We start from the raw sequence: 19855 nt of genomic DNA on the forward strand, positions 1-19855 counted from the left end.
TTTCCGGGATACACACCTGAGTCTCGGCTCACCCCGGCGGCAGCGGCCCTTCCGGCTTCTCGTGGTCTCGATCCTGCTCCAGCCAGTAGTCGACCGCACCCTGGAGCACGGTCCGGAACAGGGTGAAATCCACCGGCTTGTAGATATAGCTGTCCGCACCCGCGGCATAACACCTGTCGATGTCGCTGGACGCCGTCGACGAGGTGAAGACCACCACCGTGAGCTCCGCGGCGGCGGGCTCGGCCCGGAGCCGGGACAGCACGGTGTAGCCGTCGGTGCCAGGCATGTTCAGGTCCAGCAGGACCAGCGCGGGGCGCGGCCGCCCGGTGTCGCGCAGCCGGGCCAGCCCGTCCGCGCCGTCGGCGACGAACTCGACGAGCAGGTCCGGGTGCGAGGCGCGCAGGGCGCGCTCGATCGCCTCCCGGTCGTCGGCGGAGTCCTCGACGACGAGGACGAGGCGCTGCCCGGTCACGACGCCGCCCCCCGGTGCCGGATGGCGAGCACGGCGGCGTCGTCGCCGACCCGGTAGCGGTCGGCGCCCGCCGCGAGCGTCTCGGCGAGCTCGGCGGCGGGGAGGTCGCGCAGCCCGGCCAGCGTCGCGGGCAGCTCGTCCTCGAAGAACCGGCCGTCCGCGTCCCGCGCCTCGGTGAGGCCGTCGGTGTAGAGCAGGATCAGGTCGCCGGGGCGCAGCACGCCGTCGTAGGGCTTCAGCCCCAGCTCCGGGCGGACGCCGACGAGCAGCCCGGAGCAGTCCGGCTGCTCCACCTCGCCGCCGCGGCGCAGGATCAGCGGCGCCGGGTGCCCGCCGGAGAGCACCCGGATCGGCACCCCCTCCGGGCCGCCCGCGGCGAGGTCGAGCGTGACCGCGGTCAGGGTCAGGAAGCGGCTGACGCCGGTGCGCAGCATCTTGGTGTTCAGGATGTCGAAGGCGCGCTCCGGGCTGTGCCCCTCGGCCAGGATGGTCTCCAGCGTGTGCCTGGCCAGCCCGGTCAGCGCGGCCGCGGGCGCGCCGCGGCCGCAGACATCGCCCATCAGCGCGGTGAGTGTGTGCTCCGGCTCGTGCACCAGGCCGTAGAAATCGCCGCCGACGTCGAGGCTGTGGTCGGCGACCCGGTAGGCGGTCGCCATCTCCAGCCCCGGCACCTCGGGCAGCGCGGCCGGGAGCAGGTGCTGCTGCAGCGACATGACGTCGGCGCGCTGCTGCGCGTACAGCGCGGCGTTGTCGATCGCCAGCGCCGCCCGCCCGGCCAGGTTGCGCAGGAAGGCGTGCGTCGGCATGCGCGCCGAGCCGTGCCGGTGGAACAGGGTCAGCAGCCCGACATCGCGGCCGCGCGCCCGCAGCACCGAGATGGTGGCGGTGTCCAGGTTGGCGTCGGGCGGGAGCCCGGCGGGCAGCGGGCTGTCCTCCCAGCCGGAGCGGTCCGCGCGCTGCACCACCGGCGCGCCGGCCCAGCGGCCCGCGCGCAGGTGCTCGCCGAGGCTGCGCTCCCGGCGCGCGTCCAGGTGCGCCACCGCGACCAGCTCCATCTGCCCGCCGCGGGCGATGTGCACGGCGGCGCCGTCGGCCAGGCCGGGCACGGTCATCCTGACCACCGCGCGCAGCGTCTCCTCGATCTCCAGCGAGGAGCCCATCCGCAGCGAGGCCTCGGCCAGGATGGCATCGGCGAGGCTGCGGTCGGCGAGCGCCCGCTGCTCGGTGACCTGCCGGTCGATCGCGATCATGATGTCGCGCGCCTGCCGCAGCGCGGTCACGGTATCCGGCGGCACCGGGTGCGCGGCGACGGTGGCCAGCGCGACGAGCCCGCACGGCCCCGCCACCGGGCGGTACGGCGCCACCAGCAGCGCGGCCACGCCGAGCGCGGTCAGCCTGGCCGCGAGTTCGGGTGATCGGGTTGCCAATTCGGCCGGTTCGACCTCGACCAGGGTGGCCTCGGCCGAGCCGTCGGCGCGGTCGGGGTACCACTCCGCGGCGCGCGCGGCCAGCTCGGCGGCGAGCGTCGCCGGGACGAAGGCGGTGCCGTCGCGGTCGGCCCAGCGCGCGGCGACCGCGGCGTCGGTGGCCGCGACGCCGACGGCGAAGGTCGCCGCCACGCCCGGCAGCGAGAGCAGCCCGCCGACCAGCTCGTCCGGCAGGTCGGCGACGCTGCGGGCGTCGAAGGCCGAGCGCCAGGAGGCGTGCAGCAGCGTCGCCCACGGGGTGCGCGGAGTCGTCGGCATGGTTGCTCGTCCTCCCGCTCTCCGGCGGACCCCGATCGGTCCGACCCCTACTGTAAGGTTCCGCCACGTTTGCTCCACCCGGCGACCCATACGGAAGGAGCTGCGATGACGTCGCTCTCCGACGACGACGCCCTGTTCCGGCTCGACGACCGCGATCTGGCGGCCGAGCAGGCGGTGGGGACCGCATTCGACCTGTCGCAGTGCGTCAACGAGCCGATCCATCGGCTCGGCGGCATCCAGTCCTACGGCACGCTGCTCGCCATCGACGCCGCCGACGTGATCGCGGTCGCCGGCTCGAACAGCGAGCGGGTGCTCGGCCGCCCGGCCGCCGCCCTGGTCGGCACCCCGGTGGCCGAGCTGATCGGCCCCGAGGGGCTGGCCGCCGTGCACGAGACGCTGCGCGCGCCGACCGGTGACCGCGGGCTGCTCGGGCTGCACATCCCGCCCGGCGGCCCCGAGTTCGACGCCACCGTCTACCGCTCGGACGGCGTGCTCGTCATCGAGCTGGAGCCCGCCGCCGTCGAGCGGCCGTTCCAGTTCGCCCGCTTCTACCCCCGGCTGCGCAGCACCCTGACCCGGCTGCAGAACGCGCGGACGGTGCTCGCCGCCTGCGCCGCCGCGGTCACCGAGATCCGCGCGCTCACCGGCTACGACCGGGTGGTCGCCTACCGCTTCGAGGGGCGCGACGGCCCCGGCGAGGTGATCGCGGAGTCGGTCGCCGACGGCCTCGACCCCTGGCAGGGGCTCTGGTTCCCGGCCACCGACATCCCGCCGCAGGCGCGCAGGCTCTACGAGCGCAACTGGATCCGGGTCATCCAGGACGTGGACGACGACACCGCAGTGCTTGTCCCGCCGCTGCTCTCCGACACCGGCGCCCCGCTCGACCTCTCCGACTCCACGCTGCGCACGGTCTCCGGCTTCCACCTGGAGTACCTGCGCAATATCGAGGTGCGGTCGTCCATGTCGGTGTCGCTGCTGCGCGACGGCGAGCTGTGGGGGCTGATCGCCTGCCACGGCGTCGAGCCGCGCACGCTGAGCCCCGAGGTCCGCACCTCCTGCGAGTTCTTCGGGGTCATGCTCTCGCTGCAGCTCGCCGCGCTGCAGGACGCCGAGACCTCGCGGGCCAGGCAGACCGCGCGCAAGGCGCTGGCCCAGCTGGTCACCGCGCTGGACACCGACATCGGCCAGTCGGTGCGGGACAACGGCGCGCTGCTGGCCCAGCTGGTGCCAGCCGACGCCGTCGTACTGCGCGCCGCCGATCCGAGCACCGGCGAGCTCGCGCCGACCGTCGCGCACGGCGACCCCGCCGAGTTCGACGCCACCGCGCTGGAGACGCTGTGGCAGCGGCTGCCCGCGCTCGCGCCGGGGCAGGTCTGGAGCAGCGACTGCCTCGGCGACCACGACCCCGCGCTCACCGCGCTCTCCCCCGCGCTCAGCGGCGCGCTGGTCCTCGCGCTGGACGGCGCGGGCACCGGCATCGCCTGGCTGCGCCGGGAGCGAAGGGCGTCGCGCACCTGGGCCGCCGACCCGGCGCAGCCGGTGCGGCTCGGCCCGCGCGGCGAGCGGCTCACCCCGCGCGGCTCCTCGGCGGTGTACCGGGCGGTGGTGCGCGGCTGCTCGGTGCCGTGGACCGCGCCGGACGAGGCCGTGGTGCAGGAGTTCGGCCACGCCATCACCACCGTTGTGCTCAGGCACACCGCCCGGCTCGCCGCGCTGAACACCGAACTGCGCAGGGCCAACCACGATCTGGACACCTTCGCGCACGCCGCCGCGCACGAGCTCAAGGAGCCGCTGCGCGGAATCTCCAACTCCGCCACCTTCATCGGCGAGGACGCGGGCGACAGCCTCGACCCGACCACCGTGCGCAGGCTCGGCACCATCCGCACGCTGGCGGTCCGGATGGACGAGCTGATCAACTCGCTGCTGCACTTCGCCCAGCTCGGCCAGGGCGAGCTACGCCGGGAGCCGGTCGCGCTGCGCGCCGCCACCGAGCGCGCGCTGCAGATCGCGGGCGCACGGCTGGAGGAGCAGCGGGTCGCGATCACGCTGCCCGAGCCGGGGGTGACGGTTCCGGCCGACCCGGATCGGCTGCAGGAGATCCTGATCAACCTGCTGGTCAATGCCGCCAAGTACGCCGCCGACGAGCCGCCGCGCACGGTCGAGGTCGGGGTGCGCGGCGGCGGCCGGGTCCCGGTGTACTTCGTGCGGGACAACGGGATCGGCATACCGGAGGCGGACCAGCGGGAGGTGCTCCGGCTCTTCCGCCGGCTGCACCCGAGGGAGTCGCGCGGCGGCGGCCACGGCGCCGGGCTGGCCATCGTGGATCGGATCGTGGAGCGGCACGGCGGCCGGCTGTGGCTGGAATCCGCGCCGGGGGCGGGCACCACGGTCTACTTCACCCTCGAGGCCGAGCCCGGCGCCGGGTGACCTTCCTGCGGTATGTTTTCCCGGCGACGCCCCCCGGCGGAACGGCCGGGGTAGCGGTTTCCCATGGGATACGCTGAGTACGCGGTTGAGCTCACAGCCGCAAGCGAACTCTTCCCGCGATCTCCCGCGGCGGGATCCCGCGTGGCACCGGCCACCGCCGGATCCGACCACGCCCGGCCGTCGCCGTCGAGAGAGGTTCACCGTGCGCTTCACAGATCCGCCCCGCGATTTCCACGTCGAGGTCAGGTCGGTCGATGCCGCTGTCGTGGTGACCGCCCACGGCGAGGTCGACATCATCACCGCACCCCGGCTGCAGCAGGCGCTGGCCGAGGCGGGCTCCGGCGTCGTCATCGCCGACCTGACCGCCGTCCCGTTCTTCGACTCCGCCGGGCTCAACGCGCTCATCCAGGCGGCGGACGGCGCCGAACTGCGGATCGCCGCCTCCAGGGCGGTGCACCGGCCGATGGAGGCCACCGGCCTGGTCAAGGTGATCCCGACCTTCGACAGCCTGGACGCCGCGCTGGCCGGCTGAGCCCGGCCCGCGGCCCGCGGTCCGCGGGCAGCCGGACCGGACATGGTGTCGTGGCATGCTGTCCGAATGCCCGATATTCGCCTTGAGATCACCGACGACATCGCCACCATCACGCTGCACCGCCCGGACAAACTGAACGCCTTCACCACGGTGATGGAGAACGAGCTGATCGAGGCCTTCGATCGCACCGACGCAGACGACGCCGTGCGCGCGGTCGTGCTCACCGGCTCCGGCCGCGCCTTCTGCGCGGGCGCCGACCTCTCGGCCGGCGCCGATACCTTCGTCGCCCCGGACGACTGGCGCGACGGCGGCGGCCGGGTGGTGCTGCGGATGTTCGAGTCGCGCAAGCCGATCATCGCCGCGATCAACGGCCCCGCGGTCGGCGTCGGCATCACCATGACGCTCGCCGCCGACTTCCGGCTGGCCGCCGAGAACGCGCGCATCGGCTTCGTCTTCAACCGGCGCGGCATCGTGCCGGAGTCCGGCTCCAGCTGGTTCCTGCCCCGGCTGGTGCCGCTGCAGACCGCGCTGGACTGGGTCTACTCCGGCCGCCTCGTCGAGGCCGCCGAGGCGCACGAGGCCGGGCTGCTCTACCGGCTCTACCCCGTCGAGCGGCTGCTGGACGAGGCGTACGCGCTGGCCCGCTCGGTGACCGAGCACTCCGCGCCGGTCTCGGTGGCGCTCTCCAGGCAGATGCTGCTGCGCGGGCTCGGCGTCGAGCACCCGATGATCGCGCACCGGGTGGAGACCCGCGGCATCCTCGCCCGCGGCGCGAGCGCCGACGCCCGCGAGGGCGTCTCCGCGTTCCTGGAGAAGCGCCCCGCGCGCTTCCCGGACCGCCCGAGCACCGACATCCCGGACATCTTCGGCGCCGATATGCCGGTTCCGCCCTTCCACCCGTAGCGGAATGCGCACCGGGAGTGCGGGGTCGATCCCGCAGGTGACCGATACCGCACGGTGAAGTACACCGGCAAGCCGTACGCCGAGTTCGATCCGGCCGCCGTGCACGACGCCGAGCGCGTGGTGGTGCGGGTGCCGACGACGACGGTGTCCGGCCGGTGCCGATCACCGGCCGGGGACCGCCGCGCGCGGGTCGTGCCCGCCGAAGGCGAGCCCGATCACGAAGCCGGCCACCTCCTCGAGCTGCCTGGCCCGGTCGAGCCCGCCGAACACCGCAGGGGTCGCCCCGGCCGCGCGCACCAGCGTCTCGGCGGTGCGCAGTGCGGCCGGATCGTCGCCGCACAGCGCCACGGTGGCGGGTACCGGTTCGGTGCCGGCCCAGGTGTCCGCCGGGAACAGGTGGAATGCCTTGACCACGTGCGCGTGCGGCGCGGCGGTCGCGATCAGCCGGGCCGCCGCGGTGCCCGGTGGGAGCGTCAGGACGCCGATCCCGTGCGTCACGGGGTTGGTCGGGTCGAGCACGGTGACGCCCGCGGGCAGCAGCCCCGCGACCTCCGCCGCGACAGCCGACGGCACGGCGAGCAGCACCGCCTCCGCACCGGCCACCACGTCGGCCGGAGTGCCCGCCCGCGCGCCGATCGCCTCGGCGGTCACCGCGGCCCGCCCCGGATCCCGCCCGCCGAGCAGCACGGTGTGCCCCGCGCGCACCCACCGATGTCCGAGCGCCGCCGCCATGGCACCGCTTCCCACGATTCCGATTCGCATGGCCGCCGACGGTAGCCACCCCGATACGCACCGCCGGGAGCGTATCGACGCGGCATGATCAGGGGATGGACGAAGCCGGGCGCGGCCGGGTGGCGGACTGCCGGGTGCGGGCCGCGACCGATCTGCTGGCGCACACCTGGGACCCGGTGGTGCTCGCCGCGCTGCAGGCGGGCCCGCGGCGCCGGAGCGCGCTGCGCACCGGCATCGGCGGCATCAGCGACAAGGCGCTCACCGCCGCGCTCGCCCGGCTGCACCGGCGCGGCCTGATCGAGCGCCGCCGCTACGCCGAGGCGCCGCCCCGGGTCGACTACGCGCTCACCGCGCTCGGCCGCGGGCTGGTCGACGGGCCGCTGCGCGCGCTCGCCGCCTGGGCGCACGAGCACGGCGACGCCCTGCTCGCCGCCGAGTCCGCCCTGCTCGCCGCCGAGGCTCAGGAGGCGTAGCCGCGCAGGATCACGCCGCGCAGCGCGGCCCGGTAGTCGTCGGTCTCCTCGGCGGCGGCCGAACGCCTGGCACCCGGCCAGCGGTGCAGCGCGTCTTCGATGCCCTCGTTCACCGCGTCCAGCACGCGCGGGGCCGGGATGCCCTGCTGGGCGCAGGTGCGCACCGCGCGCTCCAGCCGCTCCAGCGTCGGCATCCCCGATCTCTCCGCGACCTCGAGCAGCGTCAGCACGACGTGGAAGGCCGCGTGCGTCGCCGCGCGGGTGTCGCGCTCTCCGGTACCCCTTCGGTTCTCCACGTCGCTTCCTTCCTCGCCCACCGTCTCGTTCGCCTCGACCGTGCGGCGACAGACGGTATCGGAGTGCGCCGGGGTCCGCGGGCGAGCCGGGACGGTCCCGTGCAATCCAGTTCCTACGCCCACGTATCTTGTGACCGGCCACAGTAGGCGTGAGGGCGAGTTGCAGCAAACTCCAGGCTCGCCGGGCCGGATCAGTAGACCGGGACCGCGGCCTCGTCCGCCCCGATGAACATCCGGCGCACGAGCGGGCGCGCCGCCCGCGAGGTCAGCACCCCGGCTACGGCACGGGCCAGCCGGACGGTCGCCTTCGAACCGGGAACCATGGCCCCGACGCCGCCGCCGGGCACCTGCTTGGCCCGCTCCAGGTACGGCGCGAGCACCCGCTCGGCACGGGCCAGCGCGCCGGGGATGTCGCCGGGCGCGGCGGTGAGCTCGCCGCAGAGCACGTAGGCGCCGACGATGGCCATCGCGGTGCCCATTCCGGTGAGCGGCGAGCCGCAGTACCCGGCGTCGCCGAGCAGCGTCACCCGCCCGGCCGAGAGCGACGGCATGTCGACCCGCACCAGCTCGTCGAAGTAGAAGTCCGGCGTCTCCGGCAGCGCGGCCAGGATCTCCGGCGCGTGCCCGCCGACCCCGGTCAGCCGCTGCCGCACCAGCTCCCGCTGTGCCGCGGGATCGCCGCGCAGCGCCGGATCGGCGGGGGCGCGCAGCGTGACGATCGCCTTGGCGGTGGCCGGGTCGGCGTCCGGGCGGATCCCGACCGCGACCCCGACCGCCGGGTGCAGGGAGAACCAGCCCGGCTCGGCATCGGCGGGGGTGGGGACGGTGAAGAAGGACATGGCGCCGCCGAGGTGCGTGGCGAACCGCTCCTCCGGCCCGAAGGCGAGCGCCCTGGTGCCGGAGTGCAGCCCGTCCGCGGCGACCACCAGGTCGTACCGCCCGCGCAGCCCCGAGGCGAAGGTGACGTCGACGCCGGAGCCGTCGTCGTGCAGCGCGGCGATCGACTCGCCGTAGCGGTACTCGGCGCCGTCGCCGAGCGCGGTGAGCAGCACGTCGTTCAGGTCGCCCCTGGTGATCTCCAGGTCGGCCACCGGGCCGGCGCCGTCGAACATCTCGGCGGGCATCCTGGCGTAGACCCGGCGCTGCGCGTCCACGTACGCCATGCCGCGCTCGTGCAGCCTGCGCTCGCGAATCGCGGGGAGCAGCCCCATCCGCTCCACCACCGCGCGGCTCTGCCCGCGCAGGTCCACCGCCTGCCCACCGGGCCGCGGCGCCGCCGCGCGCTCCACCACCGTCGGGCGAATTCCCTTCGCCGCCAACCCGAGTGCGAGCGCGTTCCCCGCGATACCGCCACCGCTGATCAGAACCTGCATGACCGACCTCTCCCTGAAACGAACGTCTGAGACATATGTATAAACAGTTCTTGCACGTTTGTCTAGAACAAGTGTCTAAGACGCTGGTGTACGGTCTGTGCATGGGCAATCGGGAAGACCTGCTGGCCGGCGCGCGGCAGGTGATCGTGGAGCGCGGCGTCGCCAAGGCCACCGCGCGGGAGATCGCGGCCGCCGCCGGGGTCAGCCTCGCGGCCATCGGCTACCACTTCGGCTCCAAGGAGCAGCTGATCACCGAGGCGATCAGCGACACACTCGGCACCGCCATCGGCGACGCCATGGAGGACCGCATCCGCGAGGGCAGCGGCCACACCCCACTGGACGGCTTCGCCGCCGTCTGGAACGCCATGCCTGCCGCCTTCGCCGCGAACCGGCCCGCCATGCTCGCCAGCATGGAGAACCTGGTCCGGGTCGCCCGCTCCCCCGAGGCGCAGCAGCATTTCCAGGAGATGCTCGACGGCGGTTTCGGCGACCTCGACGACGCGCTGCGCGAGGCCCACCCCGAGCTCACCCCCGAGCAGGCGCGGGCCGTCGCGGAGCTGCACTTCGTCTTCTCGCAGGGCCTCGGGCTGCTGCACACCATCGCCCCCGACGCCGCGCTCCCCGACGGCGACCGGCTCGCCGTCGCCATCGCGGCGCTCGCCGGGATCAGCCGGGATTCGTGACCCGCGCCAGCACGATCCCGCCCACGATCAACCCGAGCGCGAGCACCCGGCCGACGGTGAGCGGATCGCGGTGCAGAACGACGCCGAGCGCGATGGCGCCGACGGCGCCGATGCCGGTGAAGACGGCGTACGCGGTGCCGACCGGCAGGGTGCGCATGGCGAGCGAGAGCAGGTAGACGGCGCTCGCCGCGAGGACGAAGCACAGCAGGGTCGGGAGCGGGCGGGTGAAGTTCCTGGTCGGCTCGATGCTTTGCGACCAGGCCACCTCGACGAGTCCGGCGAGCCCCAGAAACAACCACCCCGTCACGCTTTCGACCGCCGCTCACATAGTTTGATGCGCATATCCAGGTATGGACATCTCTTCCAACTGGACGGCTACAGCCTAGTAGCAAATGGACAGGTTGTCCACTTGCTAGGCTGGGCCCATGGACCCCCGCGAGAATCTGCTGGCCGACCGGCCCGCCCCGGTCGCCGAACGCGCCGACGCCGCGCGCAACCGGGCCCGCATCCTCACCGCCGCCGGGCAGCTCTTCACCACCCGCGACCCGCGCACCGTCACCATGGACGACATCGCCAGGGCGGCGGGCGTCGGCCGCGGCACCCTCTACCGCCGCTACCCGGACATCGCCGCCATCGCCACCGCGCTGCTCGACGAGCACGAGCGCGACCTCCAGGAGAAACTGCTCCGCGGCGCTCCCCCGCTCGGACCGGGCGCCCCGCCCACCGAACGCCTCGCCGCCTTCTACGCCGCCATGGTGGAGCTGCTCGAGCACCACGCCGACCTGGTGCTCGGCACCGAGAGCGGCGGCGCCCGGTTCGACACCGGCGCCTACGGCTTCTGGTCGGCCCATGTGCGCGCGCTCCTCGCCGAGGCGGGCGTTCGCGAACCGGAGGCGCTGGTCGACGTGCTGCTCGCGCCGCTCGCCGCCGAGGTCTACCGCTACCAGCGGGCCCGCGGCATGTCACCGGACGCCATCGCCGCCGCGCTCACCACCGTGGCCCGCGCGGCGATCAGCGAGTGACTCAGCCCTCCCCCAGCGGAAACACGAGCAGCGAGCTCGACGCCGTCGCCAGCAGCTTCCCGCCGGAATCGCGGACCTCGCCCTCGGCGAAGGCGATCCGCCGCCCCGGCTTGGTCACCCGGCCCACCGCACGGATGGCGCCGGTGTGCCCGTGGATCGGCCGCAGGTAGCTCACCTTCAGCTCGATCGAGGTGTAGCCGGTGCCGGCGGGCAGCGTGGTGTGCACCGCGCAGCCGACCACCGAGTCCAGCAGCGTGCAGACCAGCCCGCCGTGCACCAGCCCGATCGGGTTGTACGCGGATTCGTCGGGCACGCAGGCGAACCCGACCTCGCCGTCCGCGACGGTCATCTCGCCGAACCCGCCGAAGAGCCCGCTGATCGGCGGCGCCGGAAGCTCCCCCGCCGCGATCGCCCGCATGTACGCGATGCCGGAGAGCGCCGCGCCCGCCTGCGCCGTCGCCATCGGGTCGAACCAGGTCACGGTCTTGCTGCGAGCCGGACCCCAGGTGGCCGGCGCGGTCTCGATTGTCATATCCTGAAGATAGGCACTTTCGAAAAGAAAGTAGATGGAGGGTGACGCATGCCACAGCCGGAGGTTCCCGACGACATCCTCCCCTACTGCCCCTACTTCGCCGCCGCCACCGAATCACTCGGCCGCCGCTGGGCCGCCGTCGTCCTGCGTGCCCTGGTCGGCGGCGCCACCCGATTCGGGGACATCTCCGCCGCCGTCCCCGGCATGACCGACAAGCTGCTCTCCCAGCGGCTCAAGGATCTGGAGGCGGACGGGCTCGTCGAGCGGCGGGTCCACCCGACGACGCCGGTGCGCATCGAGTACCACCTCACCGAGAAGGGCGCGGCACTCGGGCGAGTGCTGCTCCGGCTCAACCGGTGGGCGCTGGAGTGGATGGAGCTGCCGGAGCAGGGGTGAACGCGCCGTGCCAGCGCCGGGCCGGATGCGTCTCCGGGAGCGTGTCGGCGGCGCCGAAGAACTTGTGCCGCAGCGTGCCCGGCGTGTACTCGTGCTGGGCGAGCCCGCGCTTGCGGAGCTCGGGGACGACGTGGTCGGCGAAGTCGGCGAAGGAGCCGGGGGTGACGGCGTACTGCAGGTTGATGCCGTCGACGCCGGCGTCCTGCCAGCGCTCGAGTTCGTCGGCGATCTGCTCGGGGGCGCCGACGAGGCGGGTGGCGTGCTGCTTGTGGGTGACGAAGTCGGCGATGGTGACGTCGGTGCGGCCGCCGGCGGCGCGGATCAGGCTCTCGATGGCGCTGCGGGTGCCGTCGACCGCGGAGCTGAGCTCGCCGATCGGGGTGTCGATGGGCAGCCCGCCGAAGTCGATGCCGATGCTGCCGCTGCGGTGCGCGAGCAGCCCGTCGAGGCTGAAGGATTCGTCCAGGTCGGCGGCTTTGCGCCGGGCCTCCGCCGCGGTCGAGCCGACGATCACGGTGAGGCCCTGGAAGAACTTGATGTCGTCGCGGGCGCGGCCTGCCGCCGCGGCGAGGTCGCGGGTGTGCGCGATGACCTCGCGGGCGGCGGCGGGCGAGCCCTGGTTGATGAAGACGCCCTCGGCGTGCCGTGCGGCGAAGGCGCGGCCCGCGTCCGAGGTGCCCGCCTGGAAGAGCACCGGCGTGCGCTGCGGGGACGGGGCCGAGAGGTGCGGCCCCTCCACGGCGTAGCGCTCGCTGCGGTGGTGGATCTTGTGGATCCGGCTCGGGTCGGCGTGGATGCCGCGCACGCGGTCGCGGACGAGCGCGCCGTCGTCCCAGGAGCCCTCCCACAGCTTGTAGACGACCTCGGAGTACTCCTCGGCCCAGGCGTAGCGCTCGTCGTGCGGCACCCGGTCGGGGAGGTCGAAGTTGCGCGCGGAGTTGCGCAGCGCGCTGGTGACGATGTTCCAGCCGATCCGGCCGCGGGAGAGGTGGTCGAGCGTGGAGATCTTGCGCGCGAAGGAGAACGGGTGGTCCTGCAGCACCGAGCTGGTGATCACGATGCCGAGGTGCTCGGTGGCGGCGGCGAGCGCCGAGACCAGCGCGGCCGGGTCGTGGTTCGGCACCTGCAGCCCCTCGCGCACGTGCGTCTCCCAGCCGCCGCCGAAATCGTCGTAGAGCCCGACGATGTCGGCGAAGAAGACCGAGTCGAAGGTGCCGCGCTCCAGGATCCGGACCAGCTCCAGCCACGGGTCGAGGGTGTGGAACTCGGTCTGGCGGGTGTCGTCGCGCCGCCACGAGCCGTACGACACGTGCGTCACGGTGTTCATGGTGAAGGCGTTGAGCAGCAGCCGGGGTCGGCTCATGGGACGGGGTTCCTTCGAGGTCAGGCGGCGGCGGGGGCGCGCACGGGGCCGATGCCGAAGCGATCGCGCAGCGTCGTCTCGGCGTACTCGTGCCGGAAGAGGCCGCGGCGGCGCAGGATCGGCACCACCTCGTCGACGAAGATCTCCAGCCCGGACGGGAAGGCGTCCGGCATGAGGTTGAATCCGTCGGCGGCGCCTGCCAGGAACCAGTCCTCGATGGTGTCGGCGACCTGTTCGGGGGTGCCGATGATGCGGCGGTGCCCGCCGGTGCCGAACTCGGACAGCGCGTCGCGCAGGGTGTACCGGTCGCCGCGGGCGGCGATCCGCTCCTCGACGCCGCGCACCACCGACTCGCGGAAGCCGAGCGAGGCGGTGAAGGTGTCCGGGTTCGCCGGCTCGGCCAGCGTCTCGCGCGGGAAGGGCTCGTCCAGCCGGTAGCGGGTGAGGTCGTGGTCGAGCACGGCGCCGAGCCTGGCCGCCTCGTAGCCGGGATCCTGCAGCTCCCGCGCCCGTTCGTAGCGGGCGACCGCCTCGGCGTGCGTGCTGCCGATGACGGTGATCAGCCCGGGCAGGATCGCGATGTCGCCGCGCGCCCTGCCGTGCCCGGTCGCGATCTGCTTGACCTGCTCGTAGTGCTCCACCCCCGCCGCGCGCGAGAGCTCCGCGCTGAACACCGCGTTCGCGGTGCGCCCGGCCAGCGCCCTGCCCTGCGGCGAGCCGCCCGCCTGCACCAGCAGCGGGTACCCCTGCGGCGAGGCGCCGAGCGGCAACCGCCCGGCGACCTCGAAGAACTCGCCGTGGTGCCGGATTCCGCTGCCGTCCACCGCCGCTCGCCAGAGCGCGAGCACCACGTCCACGAACTCGTGCGCGCGCCGGTAGCGGGTGGCGCGGTCCGGGATGGCACCGAGCCCGAAGTTGCCGCCCGCGGCCGGGTTGTAGGTGGTCACCGCGTTCCAGGCGGCGCGGCCGCCGCTCAGGTGGTCGAGGGTGAGCAGCCGCTCGGCCAGCTCGACCGGGTCGTTGAAGGTGGTGGAGAGCGTGCCGATCAGCCCGAGGTGCTCGGTCTCGGCCGCGACGGCGGCGAGGATGGCGGTCGGTTCGAGGGCGCGGCCGCCGGGGCGCGTCAGCGGGTCCTCGCGGACCGCGGGGTTGTCGGCGAGGAAGAAGGCGTCCAGGGTGCCGCGCTCGGCGATCCGGCCGATCCGGGCGAAGTAGTCGCCGGTGGCGACCGCGGTCTTGGGCAGCCCGGAGAGCTCCCAGGCGACCGGGCTGATCCCGAGGTCGAGAACGTTCACATTGAGGACGACGTGCGCACGGCTCATGGTTGGCTCCTTGGCGATCAGGCGTAGACCGGGCGCCACCGGCGCGGGTCGGGTTCGGCGCGGCGGTCGATCCCGAGGTGCACGCGCAGCGGCTCCGGGTCGGCGGTGTCGCGCAGCCGGACGACGCCTGCCGCGGCCAGCGCGGGCAGGGTGCCGGTGAGGAAGCCGCCCACGTCGGCGCGGCCGACCCGGATCAGGACGCCGGTCCCGCCGGGCCGGTCGGCGAGCGCGGTGATCCGTTCGCGCAGTGCGGGATCGGCGGCGTCGAGCCGGAGGTGCGCGGACGCCGCCGGTTCGTCGCCGGGGCCGGCGAGGACCAGGTCGGCGGTGGCCGCGTGCGCACCGTCGCCGTCGGCGTGCTCCCAGAAGACGACCGGTTCGCCCTGCGGGGTGGTGGGCACGTTCAGCGGGCCGGTGCTGGCGTAGGCACCGGTGTGGTCGGCGTAGCGGAGCTCGGCCTCCGGCGGCCGGACCCGCGCGGGGCGCTCCAGGGTCAGCGATTCCAGCGGCCAGGTGCGCCACAGCGCGCGCACCGCGGTGACCGCGTCGGCGAGCAGCTCGGCGCCGCGCGGCCCGCGGGCGGGCGCCCAGCTGCCCCGGTCGGGGGCGCCGAGCGCGATGGCGGCGTCGGCGCGCAGCGCCAGCCAACCGGCCCGGCCGCGCGCGATGTGGTCCAGCGAGGCGATGCGGCGGGCCAGGTTGTAGGGGTGGTCGCGCTGCGGCGAGGCGGCGGCGACGAGCCCGAGACCGGTTGTCCGGCGGGCGAAGACGGTGCCGGTGAGCGCGGGGCTGAGCGCGGGGCCGGTACCTGCCGCGCGGTCGGCGCCGAGCAGGACGTAGCCGACGCCGGCGGCGTCCAGCCGCTCGGGCAGCCGGTCGAAACCGGAGCCGACCGTGGCGGCCAGATCGGCATCCGGAATCTCCACTCCGACGACGAGCGCCATGCCCCGACCTCCTCCGTGACGGAAAATATCCCGAACGCACGCTACGAGCGCGGGCGCCGGTACTGAATCCTTTCTCTCACCGCGATCGGAAGAGACGCCGCCGAACTATGGTTAGCGGTCTTCTTTCCGCCGGGAAACTCGACATGCGTAAGGCGCGATCCCCGTAGGGCTTGAACTGCACGTTCAGTCCTCTTTACGGTGCCGGACGGAACGATTAGCCATAAGTTTGCTTTACCGAATTCCCGGGAATTGTCGAAGTGCAATGGTCCAAGCCGACAGCGACGTGAGGATGAGGACGAATGGACAAGAGAGGAAAGGCGGCACTCGCCGCCGGAGCCGCCGCGATCCTATTGCTCGGCGGCGCCGGTAGTCTGGCCTTCTGGCAGGACAGCACGCAGTCCGGCGGTGGCACCATCACCGCGGGCGAGCTGGCGCTCAGCCCCTGCGTCCCGGTCGGGACCACCGGGTGGGAAGACATCACCGGCGGCACCGCGAAGCCGGTCGATGTCGCGAGCTTCCGGATCGTGCCCGGCGACACCCTGCGCTACACCTGCACGACCACGGTCAGCGCGGACGGTGACAACCTGACGGCAACGCTCGCCGCGGACACCTCGCAGATGTTCGCGGCGGGCAGCGATCCCACGCTGCGGGCCCGGTTGATCAACACCTCGCTCACCGCGACCAGCAGCAGCGGCGCGGTGCTGCCGAACGCGCAGATCACCGAGGCGAACGACGGCCAGACCGTCACCGTCGCGGCCCGGCTCACCTTCGATCCGACCACGCCGAACAAGGAGGCGCAGAACGCGAGCGTCACCTTGAACAACGTGGCGATCACGCTCACGCAGAACACCAATCCCGCGCCCTGACAGGGATCCGATGCGACGGCTGCGATGGTGGGCGATCGCCGGTGCGGCGCTGGTGCTGCTGGCCTTCGGCGTGGCCGAGCAGTCCGGCGCCTACTGGCGCGGCGAGTCGCGGATCGGCGGCGACATCATCCGCTCCGGCACACTCGCACTGCGCGTCGGCGGCGCGTCGAACCAGGTGAGCAACTACGTCTTCGACGCCTTCGGCGGTAGCAACCTGGCCCCGGCCGCGGTCGTGCAGAAACCGCTCACCGTGCGCAACTCGGGTGATGTGACCATGTTCTACCGGCTGCAGAACGTGCGGCAGAGCTCGGCGGCGCTGCCGCTCACGCTGCAGATCTGGCTGGTGGGCGCGGAATCCGGCTGCCCGGCGTCGGCGGCGCCCGGCGGGACCGCGCTCTACAGCGGGCCGATGGCCGGTGCCCAGGTGCCGAGCGCACCGGCCTGGGCGCCGACGCTCACGCCGGGCGCGAGCGCCGTGTGGTGCCTGCGCGCCACCGTCGGCGCGGCCGCCGCCCCGAACACCTCCACGACCGTGACCTTCGACTTCCTGGCGAGTTCATCGTGAACGCACACCGCGGTACCGCGCCCGAGGCGCAGGCAGAGGACTCCACCGGCGCGGGCTGGTGGCTGAAGTCCGTGCTGAGCTGGGTGCTGCTCTTCGTCCTCGGCGCGCTGCTGGTGGTGACCATCGTGCTGCCGCTCGTGGTCGGCGGGCACCGCTACACCATTCTGACCGGGTCCATGGTGCCGACCTATCCGCCGGGGACGCTGGTGGTGGTGCGGCCGGAGGACCCGATCGACCTGGCGGTCGGCACCCCGATCACCTACCAGCTCCGGTCCGGGCAGCCGGAGGTGGTGACGCACCGGATCGTGCAGGTCCGGCGCAATGCCGACGGCCGGATCGGCTTCCTCACCCGGGGCGACGCCAACCCGGTCGACGACGAGCAGATCGTGAATCCGGAGCAGATCCGCGGTGCCGTCTGGTACTCGATCCCGTACCTCGGCTACGTCAACAACTGGTTCTCCGGGCCGAAGCGGACCTACACCATCGCCGCGCTCATCGTGCTGCTCGGCGGGTACGCGCTGTTCGCGCTCGCGACCGACACCAGGGACCGGGTGCGGGCCGGGCGGGAGGGGCGGTGAAGTACCCGGCCGCGCTCGGGAACCTGTGGGCGAGCGCGCGGGTGCGCGCGCTGCTGACGCTCGGCATCGTGCTCGGGCTCGGCACCGCGGGCACGCTCGCGGCCTGGAGCGACTCGGCCACGGCCACCTCGGGCACCTTCAGCATCGGCACCCTCGACCTGCGCGTCGACGACACCAAGGAGCTCGCGCTGCCCGCGCTCGCGCTCACCGGCATGCTGCCGGGCGAGAGCGTCGCCGCCCAGCTCACCGCCCAGAACAGGGGGACGATCCCGTTGACCTACACCATGGCCGCGAGCACTCCGGCGGGCAGCGCCGCGCTCGCCGGGTACCTGCAGATCTCGATCCACCCCGGTGGTGCGGCGAGCAATGCCGCCGCGAACGGGATGCGCACCGGAACCTGTAGCGGGACCCGGCTCGCCCAGGCCACGCTGACCGCGGGCGGCTCGACGCCGCTGGTCAGCACGGCGCGGCCGATCGCCGCCGGCACCGGAACCGACCCGCTCTGCGTGGTCGCGCAGTTGACGACCGCGGCGCCGGTCGCCGTGCAGAACCAGAGTGTCGCCTCGGTGCGCTTCGCGTTCACCGCGACCGCGGTGGGGCAGCCGTGAGCGGGGTGCCGCCGTGGCAGCGGAACCGGGGTTTCCCGGCGGCGCCCGAAACGCGGGGGTCCGGGTTTCCGGAGGCCGTCGCGGGTGGTGCGCCGGTGCGGCCCGCCGACGGATACGCGAACGGACCCGGCGGTTCGGCCCCGCCGAACGGCGAGACCGGTGCGAACGGCGGAGCCCGGCCGGGCGGTGGGATCGGACTGCGCGGCGGTGTCGCGACGAACGGCGGAGCTGGACTGCCGGGAGGCGGTCTCGGGCCGCCCGGGCAGGTCGGCGGGCCCTGGACGCCGGACGGGCCTTCCGGCTCGGCCGGGAAGCACGCGCGACCGGAGCTGCGGACGCCCGCGCAGCTCGCGCTGACGATCGGGGCGGTGGCGGGGACGCTCTGCCTGATCGCGGCGGCGGCCGCGCTGCTGTTCGGGATCACGCCGCTGCTGTTCCGCTCGGGGTCGATGGAGCCGGAGATCGGGTCGGGGGCGGTGGCGCTGGTGCGCACGATCGACGCCGGGGAGATCGAGGCAGGCGACGTGGTGTCGGTGCGGAACGCGGCGGGCGAGCGGCTCACGCACCGGGTGGTCGCGGTCGACGCGGTCACCGGCAACAGCGCGACCATCCGGCTCAAGGGCGACGCGAACGAGTCCGAGGATGCCCAGCCCTACACCGTGACCGAGGCGGAGCGGGTCTTCTTCCACGTCGAGAAGCTGGGCTACGCGGTGGCGTGGCTGGCGAGCCCGGCCGCGGTGTTCCTCGGCGGCGCCTTCGCCGGGCTGCTGCTCGCCATCGCGTTCCTGCCCCGCCCGGCCCGCACCGCCCCCGGCGGGGGCGGGAAGCACGCGGTGGCGCCGCTCCTCGTGGTGGCGGCGCTGGTCACCGCCACCGGGTCGGCCGGCGCCCCGGAGGCGCGGGCCGCGTCCACCGACGCCGCGGCGGCGAACAGCGGCGCCTTCACCTCGCGCACCGAGTTCGTGCCGCGGATCAACCAGCCGTTCGCCAACGGCTCCTACGTGACGTGCTCGAAGGCCTCCGCGACCGGACCGGACCCGGTGACGATGCGCTGGCGGCACATCGGCGCCCCGTACCGCTACCGCCTGGTGCTTCGCGATCTCAGCGGGACGATCTGGCGCACCTGGGACGTCACCACCGTTCCCGCCGCGGCGGGCGACACGGTGAGCTTCGTGATCACCGGTGCCGGGCTGCCCGCCCGGCTGGCGCTGCCGTACCTCTACGACCTCGAGGTGCACACCGTCCTCCCCGGCCCGCCCGTCTCCTCCGGGGCCGTGAGCACCGCCTGGCGCGGCTACGGCGTGCAGCAGGTGCTGCTCATCGGGCTGATCACCCCGGAGGACCTGGACTGCGGCGTGCTCCGCACCGAGCAGAACGGCACCCCGGCCTACGTGCCGGGCCCGGCCTCGGTCTCCTGCGCCGACGCCGCCCCGCGCGTCACCCTCACCTGGCCGCACCTCGGCGCCCCGTACACCTACACGCTGATCGTGCGCGACGGCACCAGCCGCAACAGCATGCTCACCCGCCAGAACATCGCGGGCCCCGCGCAGGCGGGACAGAACGTGACCAGCACGATCGCCGTCGCCGACCTCGACCTCACCCAGCGCACCGGCAACGCCGCCGTCGCCGAGATCCGGGCGACGAACGGCTCCGCCGTCTCCAGCGAGTTCGCGCAGCAGAACCTGACCGTCACCACCACCTCGGTGGCCTGCCCGGCCGCGGGGTTGCGCGCGCAGTCCGCACCGTCGAGCAGCACCTCCGCCACCGCCACCGGCACCGGCTCGACCACCCCGACGACGACCGCCCCGGCCACCTCCCCCACACCGGGCACCACACCACCCCCCGCCCCGGCGACCACCACCACGACCCCCGCCCCCGCGCCGGAACCACCGGCCCCCGCACCCACCACCACCACGACAACGACCACCCCACCCCCCGAAGCCCGCGAACTACCCACCACCACCAGCCCGTCCGCCACCACGACGCCCCCGCCCTGACCGGCGCGGGTGGCGGGCCGACCGAA

At 73.8% G+C, this 19855-nt stretch carries 22 protein-coding genes; 12 read left to right on the forward strand and 10 right to left on the reverse strand.

Translation table 11 applies throughout. From position 1 onward, the window contains the following. Window positions 1-28 precede the first annotated feature (28 nt). On the reverse strand, window positions 29-472 hold the full coding sequence (locus tag ACFUJ1_RS09220) for a response regulator (RefSeq protein ID WP_378644202.1): 444 nt from the start codon (window positions 470-472) through the stop codon (window positions 29-31). Next, entirely contained in the window at window positions 469-2217 is a 1749-nt protein-coding gene (locus ACFUJ1_RS09225; RefSeq protein WP_378644203.1) for a PP2C family protein-serine/threonine phosphatase, read from the reverse strand. Before ACFUJ1_RS09225 ends, ACFUJ1_RS09220 begins: the two co-directional genes overlap by 4 nt. Window positions 2218-2322: 105 nt before the next feature. On the opposite strand from ACFUJ1_RS09225, the gene ACFUJ1_RS09230 reads away from it, so the two are divergent. From ACFUJ1_RS09230 to ACFUJ1_RS09240, 3 genes are all read left to right on the forward strand, one after another. Next, on the forward strand, window positions 2323-4644 hold the full coding sequence (locus ACFUJ1_RS09230) for an ATP-binding protein (RefSeq protein WP_378644205.1): 2322 nt from the start codon (window positions 2323-2325) through the stop codon (window positions 4642-4644). A 202-nt stretch (window positions 4645-4846) separates the two neighbouring features. After that, a complete protein-coding gene (locus ACFUJ1_RS09235; protein ID WP_378644207.1) occupies window positions 4847-5176 on the forward strand; it encodes an anti-sigma factor antagonist in 330 nt (109 codons plus the stop codon). A 66-nt stretch (window positions 5177-5242) separates the two neighbouring features. After that, window positions 5243-6079 (forward strand): crotonase/enoyl-CoA hydratase family protein, encoded by an 837-nt coding sequence (locus ACFUJ1_RS09240; RefSeq protein ID WP_378644208.1) that lies wholly within the window; start codon window positions 5243-5245, stop codon window positions 6077-6079. Window positions 6080-6241: 162 nt separating this feature from the next. Here ACFUJ1_RS09240 and ACFUJ1_RS09245 read toward each other — a convergent pair whose 3' ends face one another. Beyond that, window positions 6242-6841, reverse strand: a complete 600-nt coding sequence (locus ACFUJ1_RS09245; protein WP_378644210.1) for an NADPH-dependent F420 reductase — start codon at window positions 6839-6841, stop codon at window positions 6242-6244. Between the two features lie 65 nt (window positions 6842-6906). Here ACFUJ1_RS09245 and ACFUJ1_RS09250 point away from each other — a divergent pair, with 65 nt between their 5' ends. Further along, complete coding sequence (locus ACFUJ1_RS09250; protein ID WP_378644211.1) at window positions 6907-7284, forward strand: winged helix-turn-helix transcriptional regulator; 378 nt, start codon at window positions 6907-6909, stop codon at window positions 7282-7284. On the opposite strand, the gene ACFUJ1_RS09255 is transcribed toward ACFUJ1_RS09250, so the two are convergent. Beyond that, complete coding sequence (locus tag ACFUJ1_RS09255; protein ID WP_378644213.1) at window positions 7272-7580, reverse strand: hypothetical protein; 309 nt, start codon at window positions 7578-7580, stop codon at window positions 7272-7274. The two genes, ACFUJ1_RS09250 and ACFUJ1_RS09255, sit on opposite strands and share 13 nt — an antisense overlap. A 191-nt stretch (window positions 7581-7771) precedes the next feature. Beyond that, window positions 7772-8953, reverse strand: coding sequence for an FAD-dependent monooxygenase (locus ACFUJ1_RS09260; protein ID WP_378644214.1), 1182 nt, complete (start codon window positions 8951-8953; stop codon window positions 7772-7774). 101 nt (window positions 8954-9054) lie between these two features. Here ACFUJ1_RS09260 and ACFUJ1_RS09265 point away from each other — a divergent pair, with 101 nt between their 5' ends. Then, window positions 9055-9636: a TetR family transcriptional regulator gene (locus tag ACFUJ1_RS09265; protein ID WP_378644216.1), complete on the forward strand. Its 582-nt coding sequence runs from the start codon at window positions 9055-9057 to the stop codon at window positions 9634-9636. Here the strand turns inward: ACFUJ1_RS09265 and ACFUJ1_RS09270 are convergent. Beyond that, window positions 9620-9943 (reverse strand): DMT family transporter, encoded by a 324-nt coding sequence (locus ACFUJ1_RS09270; RefSeq protein ID WP_378644218.1) that lies wholly within the window; start codon window positions 9941-9943, stop codon window positions 9620-9622. The two genes, ACFUJ1_RS09265 and ACFUJ1_RS09270, sit on opposite strands and share 17 nt — an antisense overlap. 118 nt (window positions 9944-10061) lie before the next feature. Here ACFUJ1_RS09270 and ACFUJ1_RS09275 point away from each other — a divergent pair, with 118 nt between their 5' ends. Beyond that, a complete protein-coding gene (locus ACFUJ1_RS09275; protein ID WP_378644219.1) occupies window positions 10062-10658 on the forward strand; it encodes a TetR/AcrR family transcriptional regulator in 597 nt (198 codons plus the stop codon). Between the two features lies 1 nt (window position 10659). Here ACFUJ1_RS09275 and ACFUJ1_RS09280 read toward each other — a convergent pair whose 3' ends face one another. Beyond that, window positions 10660-11190 (reverse strand): PaaI family thioesterase, encoded by a 531-nt coding sequence (locus tag ACFUJ1_RS09280; protein WP_378644221.1) that lies wholly within the window; start codon window positions 11188-11190, stop codon window positions 10660-10662. A gap of 48 nt (window positions 11191-11238) precedes the next feature. Between ACFUJ1_RS09280 and ACFUJ1_RS09285 the strand changes: the two genes are divergently transcribed. Further along, window positions 11239-11586, forward strand: a complete 348-nt coding sequence (locus tag ACFUJ1_RS09285) for a winged helix-turn-helix transcriptional regulator (protein WP_378644222.1) — start codon at window positions 11239-11241, stop codon at window positions 11584-11586. On the opposite strand, the gene ACFUJ1_RS09290 is transcribed toward ACFUJ1_RS09285, so the two are convergent. The 3 genes from ACFUJ1_RS09290 to ACFUJ1_RS09300 are packed head-to-tail and all read right to left on the reverse strand — an operon-like array spanning window position 11540 to window position 15215. After that, the gene (locus ACFUJ1_RS09290) at window positions 11540-12949 is read right to left on the reverse strand and encodes an NtaA/DmoA family FMN-dependent monooxygenase (protein WP_378644224.1); all 1410 of its coding nucleotides are present in this window, start codon (window positions 12947-12949) and stop codon (window positions 11540-11542) included. The two genes, ACFUJ1_RS09285 and ACFUJ1_RS09290, sit on opposite strands and share 47 nt — an antisense overlap. Before the next feature lie 20 nt (window positions 12950-12969). Then, window positions 12970-14271, reverse strand: coding sequence for an LLM class flavin-dependent oxidoreductase (locus ACFUJ1_RS09295; RefSeq protein WP_378644225.1), 1302 nt, complete (start codon window positions 14269-14271; stop codon window positions 12970-12972). Between the two features lie 17 nt (window positions 14272-14288). Further along, the gene (locus ACFUJ1_RS09300) at window positions 14289-15215 is read right to left on the reverse strand and encodes a hypothetical protein (RefSeq protein ID WP_378644227.1); all 927 of its coding nucleotides are present in this window, start codon (window positions 15213-15215) and stop codon (window positions 14289-14291) included. Window positions 15216-15514: 299 nt separating this feature from the next. Between ACFUJ1_RS09300 and ACFUJ1_RS09305 the strand changes: the two genes are divergently transcribed. The 5 genes from ACFUJ1_RS09305 to ACFUJ1_RS09325 all read left to right on the forward strand — a co-directional run bounded on the left by ACFUJ1_RS09305 (window position 15515) and on the right by ACFUJ1_RS09325 (window position 19829). After that, window positions 15515-16081 carry an alternate-type signal peptide domain-containing protein gene (locus ACFUJ1_RS09305; RefSeq protein WP_378644229.1) on the forward strand — a complete coding sequence of 189 codons (567 nt, stop codon included), beginning with the start codon at window positions 15515-15517 and terminating at the stop codon, window positions 16079-16081. A gap of 10 nt (window positions 16082-16091) precedes the next feature. After that, window positions 16092-16646, forward strand: a complete 555-nt coding sequence (locus ACFUJ1_RS09310) for a hypothetical protein (RefSeq protein ID WP_378644230.1) — start codon at window positions 16092-16094, stop codon at window positions 16644-16646. Then, on the forward strand, window positions 16643-17224 hold the full coding sequence (locus tag ACFUJ1_RS09315) for a signal peptidase I (RefSeq protein WP_378644232.1): 582 nt from the start codon (window positions 16643-16645) through the stop codon (window positions 17222-17224). The genes ACFUJ1_RS09310 and ACFUJ1_RS09315 overlap by 4 nt, the downstream gene beginning before the upstream one ends. Next, window positions 17221-17832, forward strand: a complete 612-nt coding sequence (locus ACFUJ1_RS09320; RefSeq protein WP_378644233.1) for a TasA family protein — start codon at window positions 17221-17223, stop codon at window positions 17830-17832. Before ACFUJ1_RS09315 ends, ACFUJ1_RS09320 begins: the two co-directional genes overlap by 4 nt. Window positions 17833-18200: 368 nt before the next feature. Beyond that, the gene (locus ACFUJ1_RS09325; RefSeq protein ID WP_378644235.1) at window positions 18201-19829 is read left to right on the forward strand and encodes a S24/S26 family peptidase; all 1629 of its coding nucleotides are present in this window, start codon (window positions 18201-18203) and stop codon (window positions 19827-19829) included. Window positions 19830-19855: the final 26 nt, after the last annotated feature.

The sequence above is a fragment of the Nocardia sp. NPDC057227 genome, assembly GCF_042669725.1.
GTDB lineage: Bacteria > Actinomycetota > Actinomycetes > Mycobacteriales > Mycobacteriaceae > Nocardia > Nocardia asteroides_A.

Excerpts from the sequence above, each read along its gene's own strand:
- ACFUJ1_RS09305 (WP_378644229.1), top strand. The coding sequence starts at position 15,515 with ATGGACAAGAGAGGAAAGGCGGCACTCGCCGCCGGAGCCGCCGCGATC.
- ACFUJ1_RS09240 (WP_378644208.1), top strand. The coding sequence starts at position 5,243 with ATGCCCGATATTCGCCTTGAGATCACCGACGACATCGCCACCATCACG.
- ACFUJ1_RS09250 (WP_378644211.1), top strand. The coding sequence starts at position 6,907 with ATGGACGAAGCCGGGCGCGGCCGGGTGGCGGACTGCCGGGTGCGGGCC.
- ACFUJ1_RS09275 (WP_378644219.1), top strand. The coding sequence starts at position 10,062 with ATGGACCCCCGCGAGAATCTGCTGGCCGACCGGCCCGCCCCGGTCGCC.
- ACFUJ1_RS09300 (WP_378644227.1), bottom strand. The coding sequence starts at position 15,215 with ATGGCGCTCGTCGTCGGAGTGGAGATTCCGGATGCCGATCTGGCCGCC.
- ACFUJ1_RS09230 (WP_378644205.1), top strand. The coding sequence starts at position 2,323 with ATGACGTCGCTCTCCGACGACGACGCCCTGTTCCGGCTCGACGACCGC.
- ACFUJ1_RS09290 (WP_378644224.1), bottom strand. The coding sequence starts at position 12,949 with ATGAGCCGACCCCGGCTGCTGCTCAACGCCTTCACCATGAACACCGTG.
- ACFUJ1_RS09285 (WP_378644222.1), top strand. The coding sequence starts at position 11,239 with ATGCCACAGCCGGAGGTTCCCGACGACATCCTCCCCTACTGCCCCTAC.
- ACFUJ1_RS09245 (WP_378644210.1), bottom strand. The coding sequence starts at position 6,841 with ATGCGAATCGGAATCGTGGGAAGCGGTGCCATGGCGGCGGCGCTCGGA.
- ACFUJ1_RS09265 (WP_378644216.1), top strand. The coding sequence starts at position 9,055 with ATGGGCAATCGGGAAGACCTGCTGGCCGGCGCGCGGCAGGTGATCGTG.
- ACFUJ1_RS09295 (WP_378644225.1), bottom strand. The coding sequence starts at position 14,271 with ATGAGCCGTGCGCACGTCGTCCTCAATGTGAACGTTCTCGACCTCGGG.
- ACFUJ1_RS09260 (WP_378644214.1), bottom strand. The coding sequence starts at position 8,953 with ATGCAGGTTCTGATCAGCGGTGGCGGTATCGCGGGGAACGCGCTCGCA.
- ACFUJ1_RS09225 (WP_378644203.1), bottom strand. The coding sequence starts at position 2,217 with ATGCCGACGACTCCGCGCACCCCGTGGGCGACGCTGCTGCACGCCTCC.
- ACFUJ1_RS09280 (WP_378644221.1), bottom strand. The coding sequence starts at position 11,190 with ATGACAATCGAGACCGCGCCGGCCACCTGGGGTCCGGCTCGCAGCAAG.
- ACFUJ1_RS09310 (WP_378644230.1), top strand. The coding sequence starts at position 16,092 with ATGCGACGGCTGCGATGGTGGGCGATCGCCGGTGCGGCGCTGGTGCTG.